17 protein-coding genes are annotated in these 22,556 nt (G+C 59.4%); 11 read left to right on the top strand and 6 right to left on the bottom strand.

Annotation, left to right across the window (positions count from 1 at the left end; genetic code table 11):
* The first annotated feature begins 221 nt into the window (after positions 1 to 221).
* Positions 222 to 1,370, top strand: coding sequence for an AMP-binding protein (locus FEM03_RS18560; RefSeq protein ID WP_138087791.1), 1,149 nt, complete (start codon positions 222 to 224; stop codon positions 1,368 to 1,370).
* A gap of 17 nt (positions 1,371 to 1,387) precedes the next feature.
* On the opposite strand, the gene FEM03_RS18555 is transcribed toward FEM03_RS18560, so the two are convergent.
* Positions 1,388 to 2,428: a LacI family DNA-binding transcriptional regulator gene (locus FEM03_RS18555; RefSeq protein WP_138087790.1), complete on the bottom strand. Its 1,041-nt coding sequence runs from the start codon at positions 2,426 to 2,428 to the stop codon at positions 1,388 to 1,390.
* Positions 2,429 to 2,513: 85 nt separating this feature from the next.
* Between FEM03_RS18555 and FEM03_RS18550 the strand changes: the two genes are divergently transcribed.
* From FEM03_RS18550 to FEM03_RS18530, 5 genes are all read left to right on the top strand, one after another.
* The gene (locus FEM03_RS18550) at positions 2,514 to 3,554 is read left to right on the top strand and encodes a PEP-CTERM sorting domain-containing protein (protein WP_138087789.1); all 1,041 of its coding nucleotides are present in this window, start codon (positions 2,514 to 2,516) and stop codon (positions 3,552 to 3,554) included.
* A gap of 60 nt (positions 3,555 to 3,614) precedes the next feature.
* Complete coding sequence (locus tag FEM03_RS18545; protein WP_138087788.1) at positions 3,615 to 4,520, top strand: sugar phosphate isomerase/epimerase family protein; 906 nt, start codon at positions 3,615 to 3,617, stop codon at positions 4,518 to 4,520.
* Positions 4,521 to 4,564: 44 nt separating this feature from the next.
* Entirely contained in the window at positions 4,565 to 5,131 is a 567-nt protein-coding gene (locus FEM03_RS18540) for a DJ-1/PfpI family protein (protein WP_138087787.1), read from the top strand.
* 77 nt (positions 5,132 to 5,208) lie between these two features.
* Positions 5,209 to 7,446, top strand: a complete 2,238-nt coding sequence (locus FEM03_RS18535) for a c-type cytochrome (RefSeq protein WP_138087786.1) — start codon at positions 5,209 to 5,211, stop codon at positions 7,444 to 7,446.
* A complete protein-coding gene (locus tag FEM03_RS18530; RefSeq protein WP_138087785.1) occupies positions 7,443 to 9,107 on the top strand; it encodes a DUF7133 domain-containing protein in 1,665 nt (554 codons plus the stop codon). Before FEM03_RS18535 ends, FEM03_RS18530 begins: the two co-directional genes overlap by 4 nt.
* Before the next feature lie 9 nt (positions 9,108 to 9,116).
* On the opposite strand, the gene FEM03_RS18525 is transcribed toward FEM03_RS18530, so the two are convergent.
* Positions 9,117 to 10,094 (bottom strand): hypothetical protein, encoded by a 978-nt coding sequence (locus FEM03_RS18525; protein ID WP_138087784.1) that lies wholly within the window; start codon positions 10,092 to 10,094, stop codon positions 9,117 to 9,119.
* 412 nt (positions 10,095 to 10,506) lie between these two features.
* Positions 10,507 to 11,349 carry a 4-(cytidine 5'-diphospho)-2-C-methyl-D-erythritol kinase gene (ispE, locus tag FEM03_RS18520; protein ID WP_240772833.1) on the bottom strand — a complete coding sequence of 281 codons (843 nt, stop codon included), beginning with the start codon at positions 11,347 to 11,349 and terminating at the stop codon, positions 10,507 to 10,509.
* A 187-nt stretch (positions 11,350 to 11,536) separates the two neighbouring features.
* Between ispE and FEM03_RS18515 the strand changes: the two genes are divergently transcribed.
* Positions 11,537 to 13,084 (top strand): gluzincin family metallopeptidase, encoded by a 1,548-nt coding sequence (locus FEM03_RS18515; RefSeq protein ID WP_138087782.1) that lies wholly within the window; start codon positions 11,537 to 11,539, stop codon positions 13,082 to 13,084.
* A gap of 110 nt (positions 13,085 to 13,194) precedes the next feature.
* Positions 13,195 to 13,530: a DUF2007 domain-containing protein gene (locus FEM03_RS18510; protein ID WP_138087781.1), complete on the top strand. Its 336-nt coding sequence runs from the start codon at positions 13,195 to 13,197 to the stop codon at positions 13,528 to 13,530.
* 111 nt (positions 13,531 to 13,641) lie between these two features.
* On the opposite strand, the gene FEM03_RS24835 is transcribed toward FEM03_RS18510, so the two are convergent.
* From FEM03_RS24835 to FEM03_RS18500, 3 genes are all read right to left on the bottom strand, one after another.
* Positions 13,642 to 13,860 carry a hypothetical protein gene (locus tag FEM03_RS24835; RefSeq protein WP_206171074.1) on the bottom strand — a complete coding sequence of 73 codons (219 nt, stop codon included), beginning with the start codon at positions 13,858 to 13,860 and terminating at the stop codon, positions 13,642 to 13,644.
* Between the two features lie 112 nt (positions 13,861 to 13,972).
* On the bottom strand, positions 13,973 to 14,719 hold the full coding sequence (locus FEM03_RS18505; RefSeq protein WP_138087780.1) for a 3-keto-disaccharide hydrolase: 747 nt from the start codon (positions 14,717 to 14,719) through the stop codon (positions 13,973 to 13,975).
* A 131-nt stretch (positions 14,720 to 14,850) separates the two neighbouring features.
* Positions 14,851 to 15,816: a type I phosphomannose isomerase catalytic subunit gene (locus FEM03_RS18500; RefSeq protein ID WP_138087779.1), complete on the bottom strand. Its 966-nt coding sequence runs from the start codon at positions 15,814 to 15,816 to the stop codon at positions 14,851 to 14,853.
* 235 nt (positions 15,817 to 16,051) lie between these two features.
* Here FEM03_RS18500 and FEM03_RS25315 point away from each other — a divergent pair, with 235 nt between their 5' ends.
* The 3 genes from FEM03_RS25315 (at position 16,052) to FEM03_RS25680 (ending at position 22,512) form a co-directional block, all read left to right on the top strand.
* Positions 16,052 to 18,676, top strand: coding sequence for an FtsK/SpoIIIE family DNA translocase (locus tag FEM03_RS25315; protein ID WP_138087778.1), 2,625 nt, complete (start codon positions 16,052 to 16,054; stop codon positions 18,674 to 18,676).
* 88 nt (positions 18,677 to 18,764) lie between these two features.
* Positions 18,765 to 19,457 (top strand): helix-turn-helix domain-containing protein, encoded by a 693-nt coding sequence (locus tag FEM03_RS18490; RefSeq protein ID WP_138087777.1) that lies wholly within the window; start codon positions 18,765 to 18,767, stop codon positions 19,455 to 19,457.
* Positions 19,458 to 19,605: 148 nt separating this feature from the next.
* Complete coding sequence (locus FEM03_RS25680; RefSeq protein ID WP_166442989.1) at positions 19,606 to 22,512, top strand: beta strand repeat-containing protein; 2,907 nt, start codon at positions 19,606 to 19,608, stop codon at positions 22,510 to 22,512.
* The last annotated feature ends 44 nt before the right edge of the window (positions 22,513 to 22,556 follow it).

Here is a 22,556-nt window from a genome sequence, read left to right as displayed (position 1 = left end):
CATCAAGGCGGGGCGGCAGCAAAAGGGTTTCATCGCGGTCATGACCTTGGATATGACTCATGGAGAGTTTAAATCTCGACAAACCCGCCCACGTCAACCCAAAGCCGGGAGTTTTTACACAGTCTGGTATCGTCGGTCTACCAAACCAAAGCGCCAAAGCCTCATCTCTGCATCACTTCCCTGTAGCAGCTGATGTGAGTCCGTTTTAACCTTAAGAGATCATGCGCGACACTCCTGAACTCTTGAGCTTCGCGGCCCCCCCCCCGACCCCCCCCCAGATCCTCGCCTGCGACCCCACCTCCGCAGAGGCCCAATCACTCGCCGCCTTCGCCGCTTCTCACGAAGCCACCCGCTCTCTCTACTTTTTCCAAACCAGCGGCAGCGAAGGCCATGCCAAATGGGTCGGACTCAGCCACGCCGCCCTCGTCTCCTCCGCCCAAGCCGTCAACCATCACCTCGAAGCCACCGCCAACGACCGCTGGCTCATCTGCCTTCCCCTTCACCACGTCGGCGGCTTCTCCATCCTCACCCGTTGCCAGCAAAGCGGCGCCACATTTTTCCACGACACCGAAAAGTGGAACCCCACCCGCTTCGCCCAGCTCTGCGCCGAACAAAACATCACCCTCACCTCCCTGGTCCCCACCCAGATTTTCGACCTCGTTCAGCAAAAACTCGAAGCTCCCTCGACTCTCCGCGCCATCGTCGTCGGCGGAGGTGCCCTCAATTGCCAGCTCGGCCAACAAGCCCAAACCCTCGGCTGGCCCGTTCTGCAAAGTTATGGCATGACCGAATCCGCCTCCCAAATCGCCACCGCTCCCCTTGCCCAACTCCACCAAGGTTTTGATCCTGACAGTCTCGAAGTCCTCCCCCACTGGCACCTCACCACCGAGTCCGATCACCGACTCATCATCCGCGGTCCCGCCCTTGCCGACGGCTACGCCATCTTTAATCACTCAACCCAAACTTGGAACTGGCAGCCCCTCAACGGCGAACTCCGCACGCGCGACTTCGTCCACCTCTGGCACCACGGCACCCGCCAATTCCTGCAAATGCTCGGACGCGAAAGCGCCTTCATCAAAATCAAAGGTGAACTCATCAATCTCGCCATTCTCCAGAAAAAAATCGACCTCCTACTCCCCGGTGCCATCATCTGCCCCCTGCCCGATCCCCGACGCGAAACCAAACTGATCCTCGTCTCGGAAAATCACCAATTCACCTCTGCCCAAATCGAAACCGCCTGGCAACAATACCACGCCGACTCCCCCCCGACCGAACGCCTCCATCAATCCGTCTCCATCACCCAAATCCCCCGCACCGACCTCGGTAAAATCAACCTCCCCCAGCTCCAGCGTGAACTGCAAAGCCTTTAGCCTTTAGCCCTTCGCCTTTATCCTTTCTCCTTAATGCTTTCTCCCTCCACCCACTCGGGAGGAATCGAAATCTGCCTCGGCACTGTCGGCACCCCACGCTCCCGACGCATCATCTGCATCACCAAAAGATCCACCGCCCCCTCCGCGATGTAATCCCTTCGGTGATTGATCGCCGCCCACCCCGTCATGCCCGGCACCCAGTCGTGCACCACTAAGCCGATATCTTCCGGAATCCGCAACCCCATCTTCCTCAGCCACTGCGGCACAAACTGCTCATACGAAATGATTACCTCCGGCCGGTGTTCGCGAATCCACGCACAAAACAAATCCTCATCATGGCGGATGTCATTGTGCGCAAAGTTCAGCATCGGCACACACTCCGCCTGCGGCAGCTCATACTGAAAACGCAACATGCTGCTGCTGTAAATGTTCTGCGTCCGATCATCCACCCACTTCGCAATCGCAATCCCGATGCGCCGATACCCACGCTCCAGCAAACGGTCAAAAACGAACTTCATCCCCGGCACCACATTCGTCGCCGAACGATGCAACGACGGCTCCTTCAACGCATAACCCACCGTCACCGAGGCAAATTTAGAAAAATCCAGCTTCGAACACGGCATGCTCACCGACTGCGGCGACACAATGATCCCCTCAATCCCCCGCGCATGCAAAATCCCCGACAACCGACCCGCCGTCAGCCCGTCTCTTCCCAACCAAAACTCCTCCACGCGATACCCATGACTCTCCGCCGAACGCTGCAAAAACTCCATCGGCATGAAATGACACGCACCATCCAATAAATCGTCCCCCGGGATCTCCTCCCTCACCACCGCAATCACCGCCGCGTTGGTCCGGCTCTTTTTTGACCTCACCAACTGCATGGCCCTCGTAAGGTCTGGATTCGGCGCATACCCCAACGCCTCTGCCGATTCCATCACCTTTCGTCGCGTCTCCTCCCCCGCCCCCGGCAACCGACGCAAGACACGCGACACCGTCATCGCCGTCACCCCCGCGTGTTTGGCAATATCATGAAGACTGACGGCGGACTCAGACATGATAACGTTACTATAACTCAACCCTATATCTTTCAATCCGTCCGATTTCCGCAAATCATCATGCCCCGCTTCCGTTACCCACATCATGAAACGCAAATTCTACCCCGTCGCCCTCGCGTTCCTCATGGCGCAACTCAGCCCCACCACTCTCCAGGCCGTCGTCCTTGCCTCGGAGGACTTCGTCTTCGGTGCCGCTGCTCCTGCCTACACCACCAACACATCCCCCGCCAATCGCTCCGGCACCGACAATCCAGGCTTCACCGGCGCGTGGACCAACAACGGCACCGGCTATTTCAACACCAGCACCACCAACCTCAGCCTCCCTGGCTATGCCAGCCCCGGTGGCAGCATGCTCGTCACCCCCAACTCCAACGGCGAATACTCCCGCAGCATCTCCCGCACTTTCACCGCCGACACCACCGCTTCTACCACCATCTGGACCAGCACCCTCTTCCGTCCCTCCACCCTTGCCTTCGATGCCGGACGCGAAAGCATGATCCACTTCCTCTCGGGTGGGAGCGGGTCCGACAGCCCCACTTCGGTGCTCAGTTCCATGAACCAACCCACCGTTGGGGCTAGTTATGGTGCCCTCTGGGGTGGTCAGAACGGCACTTCCTCCGGTCATCAACTCCAAGGCTTCGGCTACGGCATCTCCACCTTTGCCGACACCTCCACCACCATGTCCCTCAAATATCAGACCGGGGCCAATACCGTTGCGCTCGTCGACACCAACATCAATCTTAGCCTCAACACCACCTATTTCGTCCTCAGCAAACTCAATCTCAACGTCAGCGGCACCTACGACACCCTCGACTTCTGGGTGCTCACCTCGCTCCCCACCAGCGAAGCCCTCCTCGGCGCCCCCAGTTACAGCATCACCGCAGCCGACCAAGTCAACCTCCTCACCGCTTCCAGCAACCTCAACAACGTCGTCTTCGCAGCAGGCACTCTTTTGGACGCTCCCTCGAGCTCCAGCCTCACCAACTTCGATGCCATCCGCATCGGCACCACCTTCGCCGACGTCACGGCCATCCCGGAACCCAGCCGCGCTCTCCTCCTCGGCACCGCTCTGGGCCTCACACTTCTCCATCGCCGTCGCCCCATGACCAACATAACGTTACAATAACGTTCGCCGCCTTTTCTTCATTCGGAAGGAACCTCACCCCACTCACGTCTTATTGTCATCATGAACCGCCGCCGCTTTCTCCAAACCTCCACCGCCAGCCTGGCATTCGCCGGAGTCGCCCGCGCTCAGACCCCGGCCTTCAAGCTCAACTACATCCTCGGCTCCGCCATGTATGGCGAACTGCCGCTCGAAACCGTCATCACCGAAACTCCCAAAACCGGCGCTTCCCTTCTCGACGTCTGGCCCCGCAAACACGGCTCCCAGCGGGAACAAATGGACGAACTCGGCCACGACAAAGTCAAAGCGCTCCTCGACCAACACAACGTCAACATCGGCTGTTTCACCCGCTACGACCTCGGCCCCTTCAACCTCACCGAAGAATTCGCCATCGCCCAAAAATTCGGAGCCAAACTCATCGTCACCGGAGCCAAAGGTCCCAAAGGCCTGCAAGGTCCTGAGCTCAAAACCGCCGTCAAAATCTTCAGCGAAGAACTGAAACCCCACTTCGCCAAAGCCGCCGAACACGACATCGCCATCGTCATTGAAAACCACGGCAACAACCTCGTCGAATCTCCCGATTCCATCCGCTGGCTGCTGGAATTCACCCAGGATCAACCCCTCGGCATCGAACTCGCCCCCTACCACCTGCCTCAAGACCCCGCCCTCCTCGCCGGCCTCATCAAAGACCTGGGCAATCGCATGAAAATGTTCCTCGCCTGGCAATACGGCAAAGGCTGCATGAAACCCATGCCCAAGGACGAAGAGCTCCAGCAAATGCCCGGTCGCGGCCCCCTCGATTTCAAACCCCTCCTGCAAGCCCTCAAAGACATCCAATACACCGGTTATACCCAAATCTTCATGCACCCCACCCCCCGCGGCATCCCCATCCTTCCCACCGCCGAAGCAACCACCCAGGAAATCAATCAGTCCCGCACCTACCTCGACAACCTCGTCTCCCAACTCTAAATCCAAACCTTTTCACTTACCCCTTTTCACTTTTCACTACTCTTATGTCCAAAGGCAAAGTTCTTATCATCGTCGGTGACGCCACCGAAACCGTCGACACCCTCTATCCCTACTACCGTCTCATCGAAGGGGGCTTCGAACCCGTCGTCGCCGGCCAGGAGCGCAAACGCTACCAGATGGTCATGCACGAAGTGAAACCCAACTGGACGATCACCAAGGAATGGGAAGGTTACACCATCGAAGCCACCGTCGCGTTTTCCGAAATCAATCCCGCTGACTACATCGGCATCATGTTCAGCGGCGGTCGCGCCCCCGAATACATCCGCGAAGACGAAGATTTATTAAACATCACCCGCTGGTTCTTCGACCACAACAAGCCCATCGCCAGCGTCTGCCACGGCGTCGAAATCCCCGCCCGTGCCGACCGCGTCCGTGGCCGCAAAATGGCCACCGTCGCCAAATGCAAATTCGACCTCGAAATCTGCGGCGGCATCTACGTCAACGAAGCCTGTGTCATCGACGGCAACATGGTCTCCGGCCGCACCTTCCACGACAACGGCCATTATATCGGACCCTGGATCAAACTCCTCGAAGAAGAAGCCGCCAAGTAAGAAGGAGGAGGGACATTCCTGTCCCTCACTTTCACAACCAGAGGGACAACCATGTCCCTCCTCCCATTTCCTCTCTCATGGCGAATTTCCCGCTCACCACCGCCCTCACCCTGACCCTCGCGTTGCTCACCGCGACCCTCCCGGCGGCTGAGAAATCCCACCCCCTCATCCCCGCCTTCGAACGTTTCTTCTCCCCAGAGCAAACCCAACCCAGTCTCGAAGCCGGCCTCCTTCTGCTTCAGGAATTCAACTGCACCACCTGCCACAGCGCCCCCGAAGCCTGGCATTCCGAACTCGGCCAACGCGCCACCATCTCCCTTGCCAACGTCGGCAACCGACTCCCCGACTCCACCCTCAAAACCTTCCTCTCCAATCCCCACGCCCACAAACCCGGCACCCTCATGCCGCAGCTTCCCCTCAAGCCCGACCAGATCGCCCCCCTCGTCACTTACCTGAGCAAACTCAAATCCAACGACCCCACCAAGACCAAAACCTTCCCCCAAGGAAACCCTCACCACGGTCGCGAAATTTTCCACACCATCGGCTGCGTCGCCTGCCACGCCCCCGACTCCCCGGAAAAATACCACCCCGAAGAAGTCGCCAAAGGTTTGCCCGTCGAAACGCCCAAACTCCCCTCCATCCCCATCCGCCTCGCCCACGACTACCCCGCCCAACAACTCGCCGCCTTCCTCCAGGCCCCGCTCGCCATCCGCCACGCCGGCCGCATGCCCGACTTCGCCCTCAACGACCAGCAAGCCTCCGACATCGCCTCCTATCTCCAGCAAAACACCCAACGTGCCGACTGGTCAAAAACCAACCCTTCCGCCGACCAACTCGCCAAGGGCAAAAAAGTCTTCACCGATCAACGCTGCAACGCCTGTCACGACACCGGCAAATCCGACCCCCTCGCGCTCGTTCCCGCCAAAACCCTCACCAAACTCAATCCCAAAAACGGCTGCCTCTCCACCAGCCCCAACGAAGCCCCCCACTTCTCCCTCAACGCCGCCCAGCGTAGCGCCCTGCAACTGGCCCTCACCACCATCCAGCAAACGCCTGCCCCGGCTCCCCTCAACGCCACGCAAAAATCCGACCGCTTCCTCGCGCAAATGAACTGCTACGCCTGCCACGAATGGAATGGCAAAGGCGGACTCGAAAAAGCCCGCGCCCAATATTTTACTGTCAACAACCCCACCGCCCACTCCCTCGGCGAAATCGGCCTGCTCCCTCCCAAACTCAACCACGCCGGACGCAAACTCACCCGCGCCTGGCTCGAAAAACTGCTCTGGGGCGAAAACGGCGGCGTGCGCCCTTACATGACCGCCCGCATGCCCCGCTTCGGCAAAGAAAACGCCGAATCCTTCATCGCGCCCTTCGCCGAAGCCTGCAAAAGCGATACCAAAATCACCATCGACACCTCCGGGCTGATCCGCCATCAACGCGCCGAAAACGGCCGCATCCTCCTCGGCGTCGGCGAAAAAGACAGCCTCGGCTGCGTCTCCTGCCACGGCATCAAAGACCGCAACTCCCTCGGCGTCCCCGTCATCAATCTCACCCACACCGTCGATCGTCTCCAGCCCGAGTATTTTAAAGAACTTCTCCTTAATCCCCAAGCCGTCCAGCCCGGCACCCTCATGCCCCCCCTGCTCATGGGCCGCAAAAAAGCCGATAACGAAATCGAGCAAATGTGGATCTACCTCAAGGAAATCGACGGTGCCCGCCTCCCCCCCGGCCTCCTCCTCGAAGGCGATTACGAACTCAAACCCAAGCCGGAAGAAAAGCCCATTGTCTTCCGCACCTTCCTCGAAGGCGCCGGCACGCAAGCCATCGCCGTCGGCTACCCTGGCGGCATCAACCTCGCCTTCGACACCCTCGAAGTCCGCCCCGCCCTCGCTTGGAAAGGCCGCTTCATTGATGCCATGACCACCTGGGAAGAACGCGCCATGACCCCCGCCAAACCACTTGGCGACAATCTCCTCACCCTCCCCACCCACATCCCCTTCGCCCGCCTCAAATCCCCCACCGACCCCTGGCCCGACACCCCCGGCAACCGACTCGGCTATCAGTTTAAAGGCTATCGAATCCAACCCGACGGCACACCCACCTTCCTCTACACCATCGACGACCTAAAAATCCAAGAAACCCTCACCCCCACCAAAGACGGCACCGGCATCCAACGCCACCTCGTCGTCGAGAGCCAGGCCAACTCGAAAGGCTGGCACTTCCTCGGCCTCAGCAAAAACGCCAAACCCCAGTCCCTCCAATTCAAAAACAACCGCGTCGAACTCCAAGACCTCATTTCCTGGCCCACCACATGACGACCATTTTCGAAAAAAGCGCCTCCCCCCGTGACACAGGCTTTCAGCCTGTGGGTGAGACAGGCATTTTGCCTGTCATCTCGAACGACTCCACGTCCTCGCTCTCCCGAACCACTCCCACCTCCCAGCCGGGCAACATGCCCGGCGCACCCACAGGCTTCAAGCCTGTGTCACTTTTCCTCCTGATCCTCCTCCTCCTCCTCACCCTCGCCCCCCAACTCCCCGCCGCCTCCCCCTCCGACGACTACTACACCGTCACCCCCTACGTCCTCCCCAACGGCCTCAAACTCGAAGCCAGTGGCCTCGCCCTCCTTCCCAACGGCAAACTCGCCGTCTCCATCCGCAAAGGCGAAATCTGGATTCTCGACAACCCCACCGCCGATCCCACCGACCCCAAAGCCGTCGGCTACCGTCAATTCGCCACCGGACTCCACGAACCCCTCGGCATGTTCTGGCACGAAAAAGAACAAGCCCTCTACACCGCCCAACGCGCCGAACTCACCCGCCTGCGCGACACCAACAACGACGGCATTGCCGACGAATACCTCACCGCGGCCAGCGGCTGGGGCGTCAGCGGCAACTACCACGAATACGCCTACGGACCCGCCATGGACCGCGACGGCAACCTGTGGATCACCCTCAACACCAGCATGGGCGCCGGCGTCAAGATGCCCGGCTTCCGCGAAACCGAAAAACCCTGGCGCGGCTGGGCCATGCGACTCACCCCCGACGGCAAATTCGAACCCATGGCCGCCGGTCTGCGCTCCCCTGCTGGCGTCGGCACCAACGCTGAAGGCGACGTCTTCTGCACCGATCAACAAGGCAACTGGATGCCCACCAACCCCCTCTTCCACCTCCGCAAAGGTGCCTACTTCGGCCACGCCGACGCCATTCCCGACATGGCCCGCCCCGGCTCTCCGGTAAAAGATCCCAGCCCCGTCCCCCAAGGCATCACTGTCGCCGAAGCCGCCAAAACCGTCCCCGGCTACGCCCTCCCCGCCATCTGGTTCCCGTATGTCAAAGCCGGACAAAGCCCCACCGGCCTTACCTGCAACACCACCAACGGCAAATTCGGTCCCTTCGACAACCAGCTCTTCGTCGCTGAATTCGTCCTCTCCGGCGTCATGCGCGTCTACCTCGAAAAAGTCGACGGCGAATATCAAGGCGCCTGTTTCAACTTCGTCAGCAACCTGCAAAGCGCCGGACTCAGCCTCGCCTACCTGCCCGACGGCTCCATGGTCGTCGGCGAATCCAACCGCGGCTGGAACTCCCAAGGCATCCGCTCCTTCGGACTTGAACGCATCCAGTGGACCGGCAAAACCCCTTTCGAAATCCAAAAGATGGAAGCCCAACCCACCGGCTTCAAACTCACCTTCACCCAACCCGTTGACGAAAAAATCGCCGCTGATCCTGCCACCTACGCGATGACCAGCTACACCTATTTGTTCCACCAAAAATACGGCAGCGATGAAATCGACACCCAACCCGTAAAAATCACCAAAGCCCAGGTCTCCGAAGACGCATTCACCGTCCACCTCACCTGCCAGGGCCTCCGCGAAGGTTACGTTCAAGAACTTAATCTCCCCAATCTCCGCTCCCAATCCAACCTCCCCCTCCGCCGCCCCGCCGCGTATTACACGCTGAACAAGATTCCCAAGTGATTATTTAGATTACCCCATCGGCAGCCCCGAATGCGCCTTTGCCAGATCATCATGCAATCGCATCACCCGCTCGGCCTCCAGATGAAGCTGCAGGCTGCCTAATTGCTCAACAAATCGGCACGAAGAAAAAACCGCCGATCTCGCTTCATATTCCTCCACCCATAGTTTCCTGCGCGGCATCAATTCAGGCTTCACCGGCCAGCCCCCACGCTGTGGCGGCAAGTGGTCTTTGATGCCAATCCTCCAAGGCTTCGGACTCACCCTCGCCCGGAAACAATGCTGCCGCCGACACATCCGCACATACACCTCGTCCGCACGGAGCGACTTGAAGCATTCCGCCACCCGTTCATCAACCGGATCAAACACCTCATGCAACACCATCACGCGGAACCCCGCTGGGGTTTCATAAATCCGCAAATGCCAGTCGGGATGGGCGGATGAAAATCGATGCATGCGTTTCCGGGCGCGTTTCGCAGCCCCTCCCGCAAACCATTCATACAAACGAAACAACCAACCCGCCATCCACCATCCCAGAATCAAAGTCCCTGCCACCCCCATCATAAAAGCCGACCAGGAACCCTGCACGAGACCGTAGCCAATTGAAACCAGCAGTAGCACCCCCAGCACCGAACACGACATGGTCCGGGGCACCCCTTCCTGCACATCCACATCAACGAAAAGCACATTGGGCGTATTGATACACAACGCCCCATAACCGTTGCGCGTGATCACCACCTCGCCGTGACGCGAAACGATCTCCTCTCGAATCGGCACCCCTTCCGCCCCGTTGTAAGCCACCTTTGGCTCCCGACGATCAAGTTTTTCTCCCGACCAGATCCGCTGCATCGCTTCCTGCGCCCGCGCATTCGCACGATCCTGCGCTTCTTCCTGGCTCACATCCGACCACCCAAATCGGCGCACCGTCACCTGACGCCCATCCGCCTTGTGCTGAACCCGACCTTCGGCCCAAAATTCTGGAACAATCATGTGGCAATCTACCGAATTTCTTCCCGTTGCGTCCAACCGAATTTGGCATCTCAACAGAATGTCGCGAACTACAACATGCCGATGTGTCTAATACTCAACCACTTCCGCCCCCTCAAAATGCGGCTTAAAATTATTTTAAAAGTTTTCATCAAAAGTTTGAACAACCCATCTCGGAGGGGGACTAAACATAGCGAACAGTGATGCATGAGTTGAGATTCTACATCCTGTGTTTTTGAGAGTGATTGGTTGTTGTCCAATTAGTTGCGCCTGTAAAGCGTAACGTGTGTTGAGGTTGATGCCAGGGCCGGTGGAATGGGAGTTCCACCGGCCCACTTTTTTTGCCCGCGACAAACAAAGTAGAAGGCTCGTCTCGAGCCTTTTCATTTTACAACCAAGGCTCGGGACGAGCCTTCTACTTTCTTGTCCTCGTCACCTGCACCCAGGTCGATTCCCCGCAAAATTTCCTCGTGCTCTCTGCCAGCACCGCCGCATCCGCCTCACTCCGGGCCACCGCAAACATCGTCGAACCTGAACCCGACATCAGCGCCGCCACGGTCTCCTCCTGCTCCAACAACCAGTTCTTCATCGTCGGCAGCCAAATCCATTTCTCAAACACCGGCCGTTCCAGATCATTGATCATTTCCCCCCAAGGCTGCGTCTGCACCCCGTAAAACACCCCCGCCAACTCCTTTGAATCCCGCCAATTCTTGTAAGCCCAAGGCGTCGAGATCCCAAATCCCGGTTTGATCAACACCACCGGCAACTCCCAGTCGAAAGTCTCCACCGGTTCAATCACCTCCCCGCGTCCCGTCGCGTCGCAAGTCCGGCCATACAAAAAGAACGGCACGTCGGACCCCAACTCCGCCGCAATCTCGTGCAAATCCTCGTCGCTCAGCACCCCGCCGTTCAAGCGATTCAACCCCAGCAACACCGTCGCGGCATTGCTGCTGCCACCGCCCAAACCCGCCCCGTGCGGCACGTGTTTTTCCAAATGAATCTGCCAGGCCTGCGTCGTCCCACTGCGTTTTTCATATCCGCGCAACGCCTTCATCGCCAGATTCGATTCATCCACCGGCAGTTCTGGATTCGAACACGTCAGCTTTGCCAGTCCATCCACCGACGGCTCCAGGGTCACCTCATCCGCCAGATCCAGCGGACACATCCGCGTGTCCACGTCATGAAAGCCATCGTCCCGCCGACGCAACACGCGCAGCCACAGATTGATTTTTGCCGGAGATCGAAGCGTCAGGGTCATGATGATTTCAGTCACCCATAAATCGGGACTTCTACTCCGACAACCACAATGCCCGTTCACAAATCGCACGGACAAACCTGCAAAAGGCTTGTCAACCGGCGACTCAATTCTGTAGCTTTGTGGAAATAAACAAACCCGGTCAGCCAAGCCGGACCCGACAGGTTTTTACGCTTTGCCTCTTTCTCCCATGAAAAAATCCAAGCCGTCCGCTTCTTCCAAACCCGTCGCCAAACCTGCGGCCAGCGTCGTCAAAAAAATCGTCAAGCCTCCCGCTCCCGTCCCCACCAAAAAAAGTGCAAGCGCCCCACCGACCACCAAACCTTCCAGCTCAAAAAGTCTGATCGCTGTCTGGCAAAACGATCCCGAATCCGGCCTCAAACCCTCCAAACGTCCAGCCCCTGCCCTCTCCGTCGGCCTCCTCCCCTTGCAAATCGAAGGCACCGCTCCCAAAGCCGGGCTCTTCAACCCTGGCACCCCCCACTTTCGCTACTGGAACTGCGCCGACGCCATCCAACGCGCCAAAAACGTCTGGCATCCCTGTCTCCCCGAAACCCTTCAGTGGCAAACCGGCACCGGCAATCCCCTCGAAGTCGTGCTCAACGGCCACGAAGACCTCAACGCCTTCTACGACCGCAAAACCCTCACCTTCCACCACGCCACCATCAAAGGCAAAACCGTCCACACCGCCGACAGCCCCGATGTCGTCGCCCACGAAATGGGCCACGCCATTCTCGACGCCCTGCGCCCCGACCTCTGGGATGCCGCCCTCGACGAAGTCGCCGCCTTCCACGAATCCTTCGCCGACCTCACCGCCCTGCTTAGCGCTTTGCAAAACGAGACCATCGCCGCCGCCGTTCTCAAAGAAACCGGCGGCATGCTGTATTCGAACTCCATCGTCTCCCGCTTCGCCGTGCAGTTCGGCAAATCCGTTCACGCCGTCAACCCCGCCTCCGCCCCCGCCGACTGCCTGCGCAACGCCGTGAACTCCTTCTTCTACCGCGAACCCATGTTCCTCCCCCCCATGGCCCCGCACTACGAACTCTCCTCCGAACCCCACTCCTTTTCCCGCCTGTTCACCGCCGGATTTTTCGAAGGCATGGCCGCCATGCTCAAAGCCATCTCCTCCAAACCCACGCCCGCCGATATCGTCAAGGTCAGCGTCGATGCCGCAGCACTGCTCGGACGCGCTGTCCAATGCGCCGCCCTCACCGCCGCGTTTTACAGCGAGATGGCCGCCCAAGTCATCTGGGCCGACGCCACCCTGTTCGAAGGCAAATTCGAAGAAGCCTTCCGCAGCGCCTTCGTGCGTCGCGGCCTGCTCAGCCTCGAAGGAGCCCGCAGCCTCAAAGCCGAAGCCGTCCGCGTCTTCGCCACCGGAAAACCCAACGCCGGCGGCGACGATATCCCACGCGGTCGCGACATCATCCTGCGCGCCAGCGCCTATGGCCTGATGGAAGGTGCCCTCGTCGTCCGCACCGCCTCCTTCTCCCGACGCGGACTCATCGCCCCTGCGGCACCCGATACCGGTTCCACCCCCGTTCCCGGTGTCGAACAAGCCACCCAAAGTTTCTTAGAAACCCTCTTCCGCCGCGGCCGCATCGACTTCAGCCAATGCAAACCCGGCCTCTCCAGCGTCCCCCACACCGGCATCAAACGCAAAACCCACTACCTCATTGAACAAAACGGCCAGTATCACCTTCGCCGGCGTTGTTTTGATGAGGGGATCGATTGGTGAGCAGGAGGGTGGACATTTCTGTCCACCTCAGTTTTGGCCCCGCTGCGGACAGGAATGTCCGCCCTCCGTAATGGACCTATACCCTGCCGTCCTCAGAGACACTTTATACAGTGAACACCATTGCCCGGTTCCAAACTCCCGAAGACGCCCATCTATTTCGTCTTTTTTTGGGAAGCCATGAGATCGAAGCCTTCGTGTTCGACGAATTCACCGTGCAAACCGTTTGGAAATTCAGCAATGCCATAGGCGGTGTGCGGGTTGTGGTTCATCACGAGGACGTGCCTGCTGCTGCAACCTATTACCAGGAATACTGGCAGACAGTGCTTTCGAGCTACCATCACACTCCACCTGTTAGAGCCTGGCCACTGATCTTGATCTTGAGCCTGCTGATAGGTGCCCAACCATTCATCGTCTTTGGCCGCCAACCCCTAATTGAGACCGACTAACCTTCTCCAATGCCAGGTAACATTCCACCAACAAACGAGTATCCTGCGTGGCTTTGAGTATTCTTTATTGATACACAATGCAAGCAGGCCGACTCGCCTCACCCTCCGCGCTCACCACTTCATCACACTGCGCCAAAAGTCATCGCCATACTTCACAGCAACCACGCCACTTACAACCGCCATCCCTCCAACCACCAGCCACAAGGTCAGGCCCGAAGCATCAAAATCCCGAAGTGCCACAAGAAGCCCGACCCCAGCGCCCAGAACAAACCCACACACAAAGCGCACGCACTTCTCAAAAAAATCCGGCTCATGGGGCGGAAGAATCATTCGGCATCATTGCACTGACCATCGCCCACCGCAAGGAAAGGCGGTCTCCAGACCGCCTCCAGAAGCGCGGAGAAAAAACGGCGGACTGGAGTCCGCCGCTCTCAAAAACTCCCTACTTCGTCTCCTTCAAAATCACGTCCTTAAATTGCACCACCATCGGCGGGCCCACGTGAATCTGAAAACCCAACAAACCTTCTTTCGGTGCGTTCCCCGCATCTTCATCGGTCACCTCCGCCGTCTTCAGTCCATTGATAAAATGCTGCACATGATTGCCCTTGGCGACAATCTTATACTCATTCCAGTCTTCCGACTTGATCGCCGCTTGAATCGCCGCCGAATCACCCACTGAACCCGTCACTTCCACCTTGAACGGCTTGCTCTTTGGATTCGCCGCATCCTTTTCCTGTGGTTTGATCACCGTTTGCTGACCACGTTCCGCCAAGATCCCGCGCCCTTTTTCTTCATACAAAATCCCGCTGTATTTCGTGCCCGCTTCAAAATCCGCCTGGTAACCACTCATCACCGGCCCCGACTCCCCGGCTTCAAGCTCCTTGCTGCGATACTGCAATCCGCTGTTTCCCCCCACCATGCGGTATTTAAACGTCAGTTCGAAATCGCCCACCTTGCCATCGCGCCAGATGAGGAACGTGTTGTGTTTGATGTGACCTTTTTTCGGATCCGCCTCGCTTGGTTTCGTTTTGCCGGTGATCGCCCCATCTTCCACCGACCACAAATCCGCGCTGCCTTCCCAGCCACTGAGGTCCTTGCCATTAAAGATCGCCTTCCCCTCCTCCGCCTGGGCTCCACCCAACCCAAACGCCAAAGCACCGACAGCAACAATAAAAGAAACGTGTTTCATCAGACCACGATAAACGGAACTCCCCGCCCCTTTCCAGCATTCAATCCAGAAAAAATCTCCGCAGCTCCCTTCCTTCATCCCTCCTCCTTCATCCCTCCTCCTTCATCCCTCCTCCTTCATCCTTCATCCTTTCAAAGACTTACCCACAGGATCTCCGCCGAAGCCGACTCCCCGCGCAACCGCCTCGCTTCTCCCCGCGCCAGGGCTGGCACCAGGAAAAAATCTCCCGCTCGCAGCGTCGTTTCATCAAATGAGATCTCGCCCGACACCACCGCTCCGATCACAAACTCCCCAAACCCCGGTGCCCGGCGCTCCTCAAACTTGCTCACCGAAAACCGGTCCAGCTTAAAATACTCCCAGTCCAAAATCCGCGACCCCACCTGACGCTGCCACTTCACCGGCCCCCCCTCAAAATCGGTCACCTTCATGGCCGCCTCCTGATGCAGCTCGCGCGGTTTCCCATCCAACCCCACCCGGTTCCAGTCGAACCCCCGATACGTCGTGTCGCTGTTCTGCTGAATCTCAAAAATTACCAACCCCGCCCCAATCGCATGCATCACGCCACCGGCGATCGCCACACAACCACCATCCACAGCCTCGTGCACCTGCACCTGCGCAGCCAGCGATCCGTCGCCCATCGCCTTCTCAAACCCTTCGCGAGTCACCCCTTCCGCCAATCCTGCATACAATTTCGACCCCGAGTCCGCCTTCGCCACAAACCACGCTTCGCTCTTCGCCTCACCACTCACCAGCTCCGCATTGCCGTCATTCGGGTGCACCTGAATCGACAGATCCTCCGAAGCATCTAAAATTTTCAACAACAGCGGAAACCGCTCCGCCTTGTGATTCGCAAACTTCTCCCCAAAAACCTCCACGCGCGACCTCATCCACAAATCGTGCAAACTCCACCCCTGCAACGGCCCTTCCGCCACTTCACTCTGCGCCTCGACCCGATCACAAATCTCCCAACTCTCCCCATACGGCGTGCCTTCCTTCGGCAACTGACGTCCATACAACGTTTCCAAACGCCGACCACCCCAAACCCTCTCCTGATACACCGGCACAAAACGCAAAACAGACCAATCAATAGACAACATGTCCCAAACTTAGACAAAGCCACTCCGCGACGCAACCTTTACCACCTGACGGAATCTTCGCATGGTCCGGGAAAACCGCTCACACACCACCTGTCCGGATCAAATCCCACTCGACACTTGAACAAATCTAGAAATTCTGGTAGTCTTATCTGTTCAGCGTTATCAGAATTCTACTTGTGCAGATAATCTGCCATCTTTTCCACTCAGGAGTCTCCCCAGCGATCACCACCAGCACATGCCCGCCCGCGCCCTCAGCCGACCTCAGCGCAAGCTCTCAACCGAGCAAAAGGTGGAATCCCCCCACTGGCATGCCGCCTGTGGGTTTATCTTCTTACTGATCGCCCTCTTCTATTTTCTCGCGCTGATCTCCTACGATCCCGCCGACCTCCCCGCCTGGGCTCCCTGGCTGCCTCTCTCTGACACTCCCACCCCGCTGGCCCGCAACCTCATCGGGCGCTCCGGTGCCGTCCTCGCCGGTTACACTTTTTGGATGTTCGGCGGAGCCAATTACGTCCTGCCCATCTGCTTCACCTGGTTCGGCGTCTGCAAACTTACCTCCCAAATGCGCATCACCCTGCGTGCCTGGATGGGTTTCGCCCTGATGGTCACCAGCGCTGCGGCTCTACTTTATTTGCAAACCCTCTGGGAATGGGACGCCCCACAAATCACCCCGCTCGGTGCTGGTGGCGGACTCGGTTACGTCGTCGGCGGCATGCTCCTGCTCGGCATCCTCGGCGAAGTCGGCTCCATCATCTCCCTCGGCTTCGCCTACCTCATCGGCATGATCTTCGTCACCGGAATGCACCCCATCCAGGTCGCCGTCCACATTCTCAAAAGCAGCCGCGACCAGTTCGTCCAATACTGGATCAACCGCCGCCTCAAACGCGAAGCCGCCGAACGCGCCGCCCTGCAACCCTTCAACGCTCCGCCAGCCGACCTCAGTCGCGGCAAAGGCAGCGCCAGCGCCACTGGCAAACGCAAGGACCTCATCGAAACCCAGCTCGACCTTCCTCCGGTCAACCCGATCCCCAAAATCTACGACTCCACCGTCCCCAAAACCCCCAAACCCAAACCGCTGCTCGCCGAAGTCTGGCAAAAACGCCAGGAACAGAAGGAGCAGCGAGCTGCCTTCGCCAAACCGCAGAGCCTCACCTCCCTGTTTAAAAATTACGTCATGCCGCCGCTGGACATCCTCAGCTGGCCGCCTCCCACCGAGCGCGATCCCGCCGACGACTCGCAGCTCCGCGAGATGCAAAACACCATCATTCGCACGCTTGGCACCTTCGACATCAAGGTCACCGCTGGCGACATCACCAAAGGCCCCGCCATCACCCGCTTCGAGGTCTACCCAAGCGACGGCCTGCGCGTCAACCGCATCGTCAACCTCGAAGCCGACCTCGCCCGTGCCACCAAAGCCGAGCGACTCAACATTCTCGCCCCCATCCCCGGCAAGGACACCGTCGGCATCGAACTCGCCAACCGCGAAAAAATCGTCGTCCCCATCCGCGAACTTCTCGAAGACGACGCCTTCCAGAGCGGCAAAGCCAAAATCCCCATCGCCCTCGGCAAGGACGTCTACGGCAAAGCCATCATTGCCGACCTCGCCTCCATGCCCCACCTGCTGGTCGCCGGCGCCACCGGATCCGGCAAATCCGTGTGCATCAACAGCATCATCACCAGCCTGCTCTGCCGCTTTGCCCCCGATGAACTGCGTTTCATCATGATCGACCCCAAATTCGTCGAGATGCAGGGCTACAAAGACCTCCCCCACCTCGCCCTCCCGGTCGTCACCGATCCCAAACTTTCCCTCCTCGCCCTTCGTTGGGTCGTCAACGAAATGGAAAAACGCTACCAGGTCTTCGCCAAGGAAGGCTGCCGTAATTTTGACGCCTTCAACGCCCGCAAACGCGGCGGCACCATCACCCGCGCCGCTTCCGCTGCCTCTGCCGCCCGCAGTTCCACCACCAGCCGGCTCGGTGCCGGAGCCGCCACTGCCGCCGTCGCCATCGCGCCCCCCATTTCCAAATCCTCCCCTCCACCCACCACAAGCAACAAACGCGGACGCGACACCCTGCCCCATCCCGACAAATACGACAGCTCCAACGTCCTTGATGAACTGGACGCTGAAGACGGCTACAGCCCCGGCGGATTCTGGGAAGGCAACAGCGAACCACCTCCGCGCAAAGAACCCGAACTCGAAGTCCCCGACACCTTCCCTTACATCGTCGTGATCATCGACGAACTTGCCGACCTCATGCAAACCGCCCCCGCCGACATCGAGGGCGCCATCCAGCGCATCACCCAAAAAGCTCGTGCCGCCGGCATTCACATGATCGTCGCCACCCAAACCCCTCGTGCCGATGTCGTCACCGGCACCATCAAGGCCAACATCCCCTGCCGCATCGCCTTTCAGGTCTCCAGCGCCCTCGACAGCCGCGTCATCATGGACCGCAAAGGTGCCGACAAACTGGTTGGCAAAGGCGACATGCTTTATCTCCCCCCCGGCACCAGCCAGCTCATCCGCGCCCAGGGCACCATGGTCACCGACGACGAAATCCAGCAACTCGTCGATTTTGTCTGCGAACAAGGCCAGCCCGTTTTCGAAGCCACCCTCGGTGACGACTCCGACAACTGGGACGACGACGAAGACGAAGGCACCACCACCCCCGAGGACGAAGCCATTCTCGAAAAAGTTCTCGACATCATCTCCGCCGAGAAAAAAGCCTCCACCAGCCTCATCCAGCGCCGGTTGCGACTTGGCTACACCCGCGCCGCCCGGATGATGGACATTTTGGAAGAACGCGGCATCATCGGCCCCGGCGAAGGCGCCAAGCCCCGCGAAATTCTTGTAGAACTATAGGCGCATTCGAAAAGCTTGAAACGTATCACAGTATCTAATAGACTGTTCATCCGCCTAGTTCCGCCCGGTTTCCCACAAACCACCTGCCATGTCCCTCTCCCTCGGTTCCCAACTTCGTCAAGCCCGCACCAAACGCGGTCTGAGCCTGCTTGATGTCGCTCACAAGACCCGCATCCCCGCAGCCCGGCTGCAGGACCTTGAGGACGACAATTACAACAGCCACGGCGGGCTGACCTACGCCAAGAGTTTCCTGCGCACCTACTCCGCATTTTTGAAGGTCGATGCCAGTGCCATTCTCGACCAGCTCCAGCCCCCGCCCCTCGCCGGAGCCAAGGACTACCGTTATCTCGTCTCCAACCTCGGCCCATGGATTCGCTCTCGCCAATTCCGCGCCCGTCGTCCCGAGCGCAGAGGTGCCGCCCGACGCGGCTCCTACGTCACCACGGCGATGGTCACCGGCGGAATCGTCCTGCTCGGCGGTGGTCTCATGTTTGCCAATGCCATGTTCAACTTCGGTGCCAAAACTGAAGAGGCTCCTGTCGCATCCCCTCCATCGGCCTCCGTTCGTTCTCTCCCCGCCATCTCCTCCGTGGAAACCGCCAAAGTCAGCTGGATCGTCCCCGCTCATACCTCCGCTTTGACGATCCCTTCTGAAACGACGGACACGGCTGCCAACCATCCTATCCCGGTCGCCATTCCCGTCGACAGCAAAACTGGAGAGTTGCTTAAACCCAGCCAAATCCTCCCCGCCCCGGTCAAGGCTATTCCGGTCGAAGATTAGGCAGCCTGCACCCAAAAACTGACACCTCCCCGAGTCTCTCACGAGGAGAGTTCGCGCTGGTCATCGCAGTGGAATACTTTTGTATTGGCAAGCCATCAACCAATCGCTAAACTGGCAGACTATTCCCGACCGCAACCTGCTCAACCTCATGGCTTTCAAACCCTCCTCCATCAGCATCTCCATCCTGCGAGCGCTGCTCTTCACCGGACTTGCTTCCGCAACTCAAGCCGCCATCCAAACGCGCGACGGCGACGCCATCACCATCGACCAAGCGGGCGCATGGAGTGGCCTTCCAGGCACCAACGACATTGCCCGCTGGAACAACACCAGTTCTCTCGTTAATGACCTCGCCACCAGCCGCACCTGGCTGGGCATCGAACTCCTCAACACCACTGGAACGGTCGTCATCAGCGGCGTCGGCACGCTCACTCTCGGCGGCGTCAACCAAGGCTCTGCCAGCGGTGGATACCCGAACAACGACTCCACCATCGATCTCAGCAGCGCCGACCTCACCAGTCTTACCATCCAGACCAACCTCGCGCTGCTCGCCAACTCCGGACAAATCTGGAACATCAACACCGGACGCACCTTCACCCACAACAGCGGCACCTTCACCCGCAATGCCGGTGCAACCCTTAACATTCGTGGCGCTGGTTCCGTCATCGCCCCCAACATCGCCGTCGACGCCAGTGGCATCATCGGTCCCTGGGCCACCTTCGGCACCGCAGCCAGCACCTCCTACGCCACCCGCAACCTCACCACCAACCAGATCGAGGCCTACACTTACACCACCGCCAATTCCGCCCTCGACACCCTCACCAGCAGCACCACCAATTACCAGACCGGTGCCAGTGGCGCATTCGGCGCAGCCACCACCTTCAACACCCTACGTTACACCGGCGCAGCCGCCACCATCAGCGGCGACTACACCGCCAACGGCATCCTCAACGGCGGCACCGGCATTCTCACCCTCAGCGGAAATGCCACCATCGGCAGCACCAATGAACTTATCCTCAGCGCACCGGACAGCACCCGCAGCATCGTCATTAGCGGCAGCATCAGCGACAACGGCGTGAACCCCTCCAAGGTGATCAAGGCTGGCGACGGCACCGTCACCCTCTCCAACGCCAACAGCTACACCGGAGAAACCGTCATCAGCCGCGGATTTCTGAACGTCACCCACAGCGAGGCACTCGGCTCCACCGGTGTCGGCGCAGGCACCACCGTTTACACCGCAGGCGGAGGTTTCCTCACGCTCGGCAACAACGTCACCATTGCGGAAAACTTCACCTTTGTCGGCGGCGACCCCACCAATCTCTACGCCCGCATGCTCAGCACCAGCTCCGGCAACAACAACACCATCACCGGCACCATCACCCTCCAGGGCCAGTTGCGCCTCGGCACCGGCGGCTCCGGTCAGGTGTTGAACATCAATGGCGGTGTCACCGGCAATGGCAACCAGATCGTCTTCAACCTCAACAGCGGCACCGTCAATTTCAACACCACCCCCATCAACCTCGGAGGAGGTTCATTCTACAGCGACCAGGGCGGCACCATCAACGTCAATGTCGCGGGCAACATTTGGAACGGCACCACCTTGGGAAGCGGAAGCAGACTCGTCCTTGGCGTCGACAACGCCCTGCCCGTCACTTCGCTGCAAATGGGCGTCAACTACGGAACCGCCGCCTCCACCCTCGATCTCAACGGTTTCAATCAAAGCGTCACCCAGGTCAACCAGGCCAGCATCAATCCCGGCATCATCACCAGCACCGTTGAACGCGCTGGCGGCGGCCCCGCCACCCTCACCATCAACCAAACCAGCACCACCCTTTTCAACGGCACCTTCGCTGGCAGCCTCGCCGTCACCAAAAGCAACACCGGACGCCTGCGCCTCGGCGGAGCGAGCACCCATACCGGCGACACCAACCTCACTGGTGGCGTTGTGGAAATCCTTCAAGCTGCCGGTGCCACCCTCAATGCCGTCACCCTCAGCAACAGCACCAACACCATCAACCTCACCGGCTTCGACGTCTCCGGCCTCTCCGTCGGTCAAAGCATCGCTGGCACGGGTCTGGATGGCAACACCTTCATCACCGCCATCAACTACGGCACCAAAGTCATCACCCTCAGCCGCAACACCCAGGGCACCGCAGCCGCCGAATTGAGAAATCTCACCTTCGGCTCCCTCACCGGTTCCGTCGCCAGCAGCACCGTCAATCTCGCCACCCCCGGCGGCATCGAATTCGGCCACGCCACCACATCCACCAGCTTCGGCGGCCTCAAAGGCAACCAAAACCTCTCCCTCAACAACCTCGCCACCAACGCCGTCGCCCTCACCCTTGGTGCCAACAACCAGAACACCGTCTACACCGGTGCCCTCTCCGGCAGCGGCTCCATCACCAAAGAAGGCACCGGCATCTCCGAATTCGGCGGCAACAGCACCCACACCGGCAACACCACCATCAACGCCGGCACCTTCCTCGCCACCAACACCGCTGGCTCCGCCACCGGCGCCGGCAGCGTTTTCGTCAACAACACCGCCACCCTCGGCGGCACCGGCAGCATCACCGGCGGCAACGCCCAATCCATCAGCCTCGGATCGACCAGCCAGCTCATGATCGGCAGAAGCCACAATCTCCTCAGCGACGGAGCCCAAACCCTCACCCTCGGCAACAGCACCGCCGTCAACAACGTCGGCATCACCGTCAGTGGCGACATCCTCTTCGACCTCTACGGCACCGATAGCGACCAGCTCGACCTCTTCACCACCGGCACCACCGACCTCACCTCCGCCACCATTCTCCTCGCCGGGTTCGACTCCGCCAGCTGGGTCGAAGGCCAGACCTGGAAACTCATCGACTGGTCCGGCACCGCTGAAGCCAACCGCGCCACCGCCGGCATTGCCCTGGGCACCACCGGCCTCAACGGCTTCAACTTCACCCAGGACATCCGTGCCGACGGTTATTACATCACCGCCTCCGCCATCCCCGAACCGTCCCGCGCCCTTCTTCTGCTCGTCGGCTCCCTCCTTCTGGCCTACCGCCGCAAACGCTGAGAAGCCAGCGGTGGAAAATCCCTTGAAAACCACCGCCTCCGCCG

Origin of the sequence: Phragmitibacter flavus, from assembly GCF_005780165.1 — a bacterium.
GTDB lineage: Bacteria > Verrucomicrobiota > Verrucomicrobiia > Verrucomicrobiales > Verrucomicrobiaceae > Phragmitibacter > Phragmitibacter flavus.
This window is presented reverse-complemented; position numbering and strand designations above follow the sequence as displayed.

Bases quoted from the DNA above. Each gene is read 5' to 3' on its own strand.
- FEM03_RS18560 (WP_138087791.1), top strand. From the start codon at position 222: ATGCGCGACACTCCTGAACTCTTGAGCTTCGCGGCCCCCCCCCCGACC.
- FEM03_RS18555 (WP_138087790.1), bottom strand. From the start codon at position 2,428: ATGTCTGAGTCCGCCGTCAGTCTTCATGATATTGCCAAACACGCGGGG.
- FEM03_RS18550 (WP_138087789.1), top strand. From the start codon at position 2,514: ATGAAACGCAAATTCTACCCCGTCGCCCTCGCGTTCCTCATGGCGCAA.
- FEM03_RS18545 (WP_138087788.1), top strand. From the start codon at position 3,615: ATGAACCGCCGCCGCTTTCTCCAAACCTCCACCGCCAGCCTGGCATTC.
- FEM03_RS18540 (WP_138087787.1), top strand. From the start codon at position 4,565: ATGTCCAAAGGCAAAGTTCTTATCATCGTCGGTGACGCCACCGAAACC.
- FEM03_RS18535 (WP_138087786.1), top strand. From the start codon at position 5,209: ATGGCGAATTTCCCGCTCACCACCGCCCTCACCCTGACCCTCGCGTTG.
- FEM03_RS18530 (WP_138087785.1), top strand. From the start codon at position 7,443: ATGACGACCATTTTCGAAAAAAGCGCCTCCCCCCGTGACACAGGCTTT.
- FEM03_RS18525 (WP_138087784.1), bottom strand. From the start codon at position 10,094: ATGATTGTTCCAGAATTTTGGGCCGAAGGTCGGGTTCAGCACAAGGCG.
- ispE (WP_240772833.1), bottom strand. From the start codon at position 11,349: ATGACCCTGACGCTTCGATCTCCGGCAAAAATCAATCTGTGGCTGCGC.
- FEM03_RS18515 (WP_138087782.1), top strand. From the start codon at position 11,537: ATGAAAAAATCCAAGCCGTCCGCTTCTTCCAAACCCGTCGCCAAACCT.
- FEM03_RS24835 (WP_206171074.1), bottom strand. From the start codon at position 13,860: ATGATTCTTCCGCCCCATGAGCCGGATTTTTTTGAGAAGTGCGTGCGC.
- FEM03_RS18505 (WP_138087780.1), bottom strand. From the start codon at position 14,719: ATGAAACACGTTTCTTTTATTGTTGCTGTCGGTGCTTTGGCGTTTGGG.
- FEM03_RS18500 (WP_138087779.1), bottom strand. From the start codon at position 15,816: ATGTTGTCTATTGATTGGTCTGTTTTGCGTTTTGTGCCGGTGTATCAG.
- FEM03_RS25315 (WP_138087778.1), top strand. From the start codon at position 16,052: ATGCCCGCCCGCGCCCTCAGCCGACCTCAGCGCAAGCTCTCAACCGAG.
- FEM03_RS18490 (WP_138087777.1), top strand. From the start codon at position 18,765: ATGTCCCTCTCCCTCGGTTCCCAACTTCGTCAAGCCCGCACCAAACGC.
- FEM03_RS25680 (WP_166442989.1), top strand. From the start codon at position 19,606: ATGGCTTTCAAACCCTCCTCCATCAGCATCTCCATCCTGCGAGCGCTG.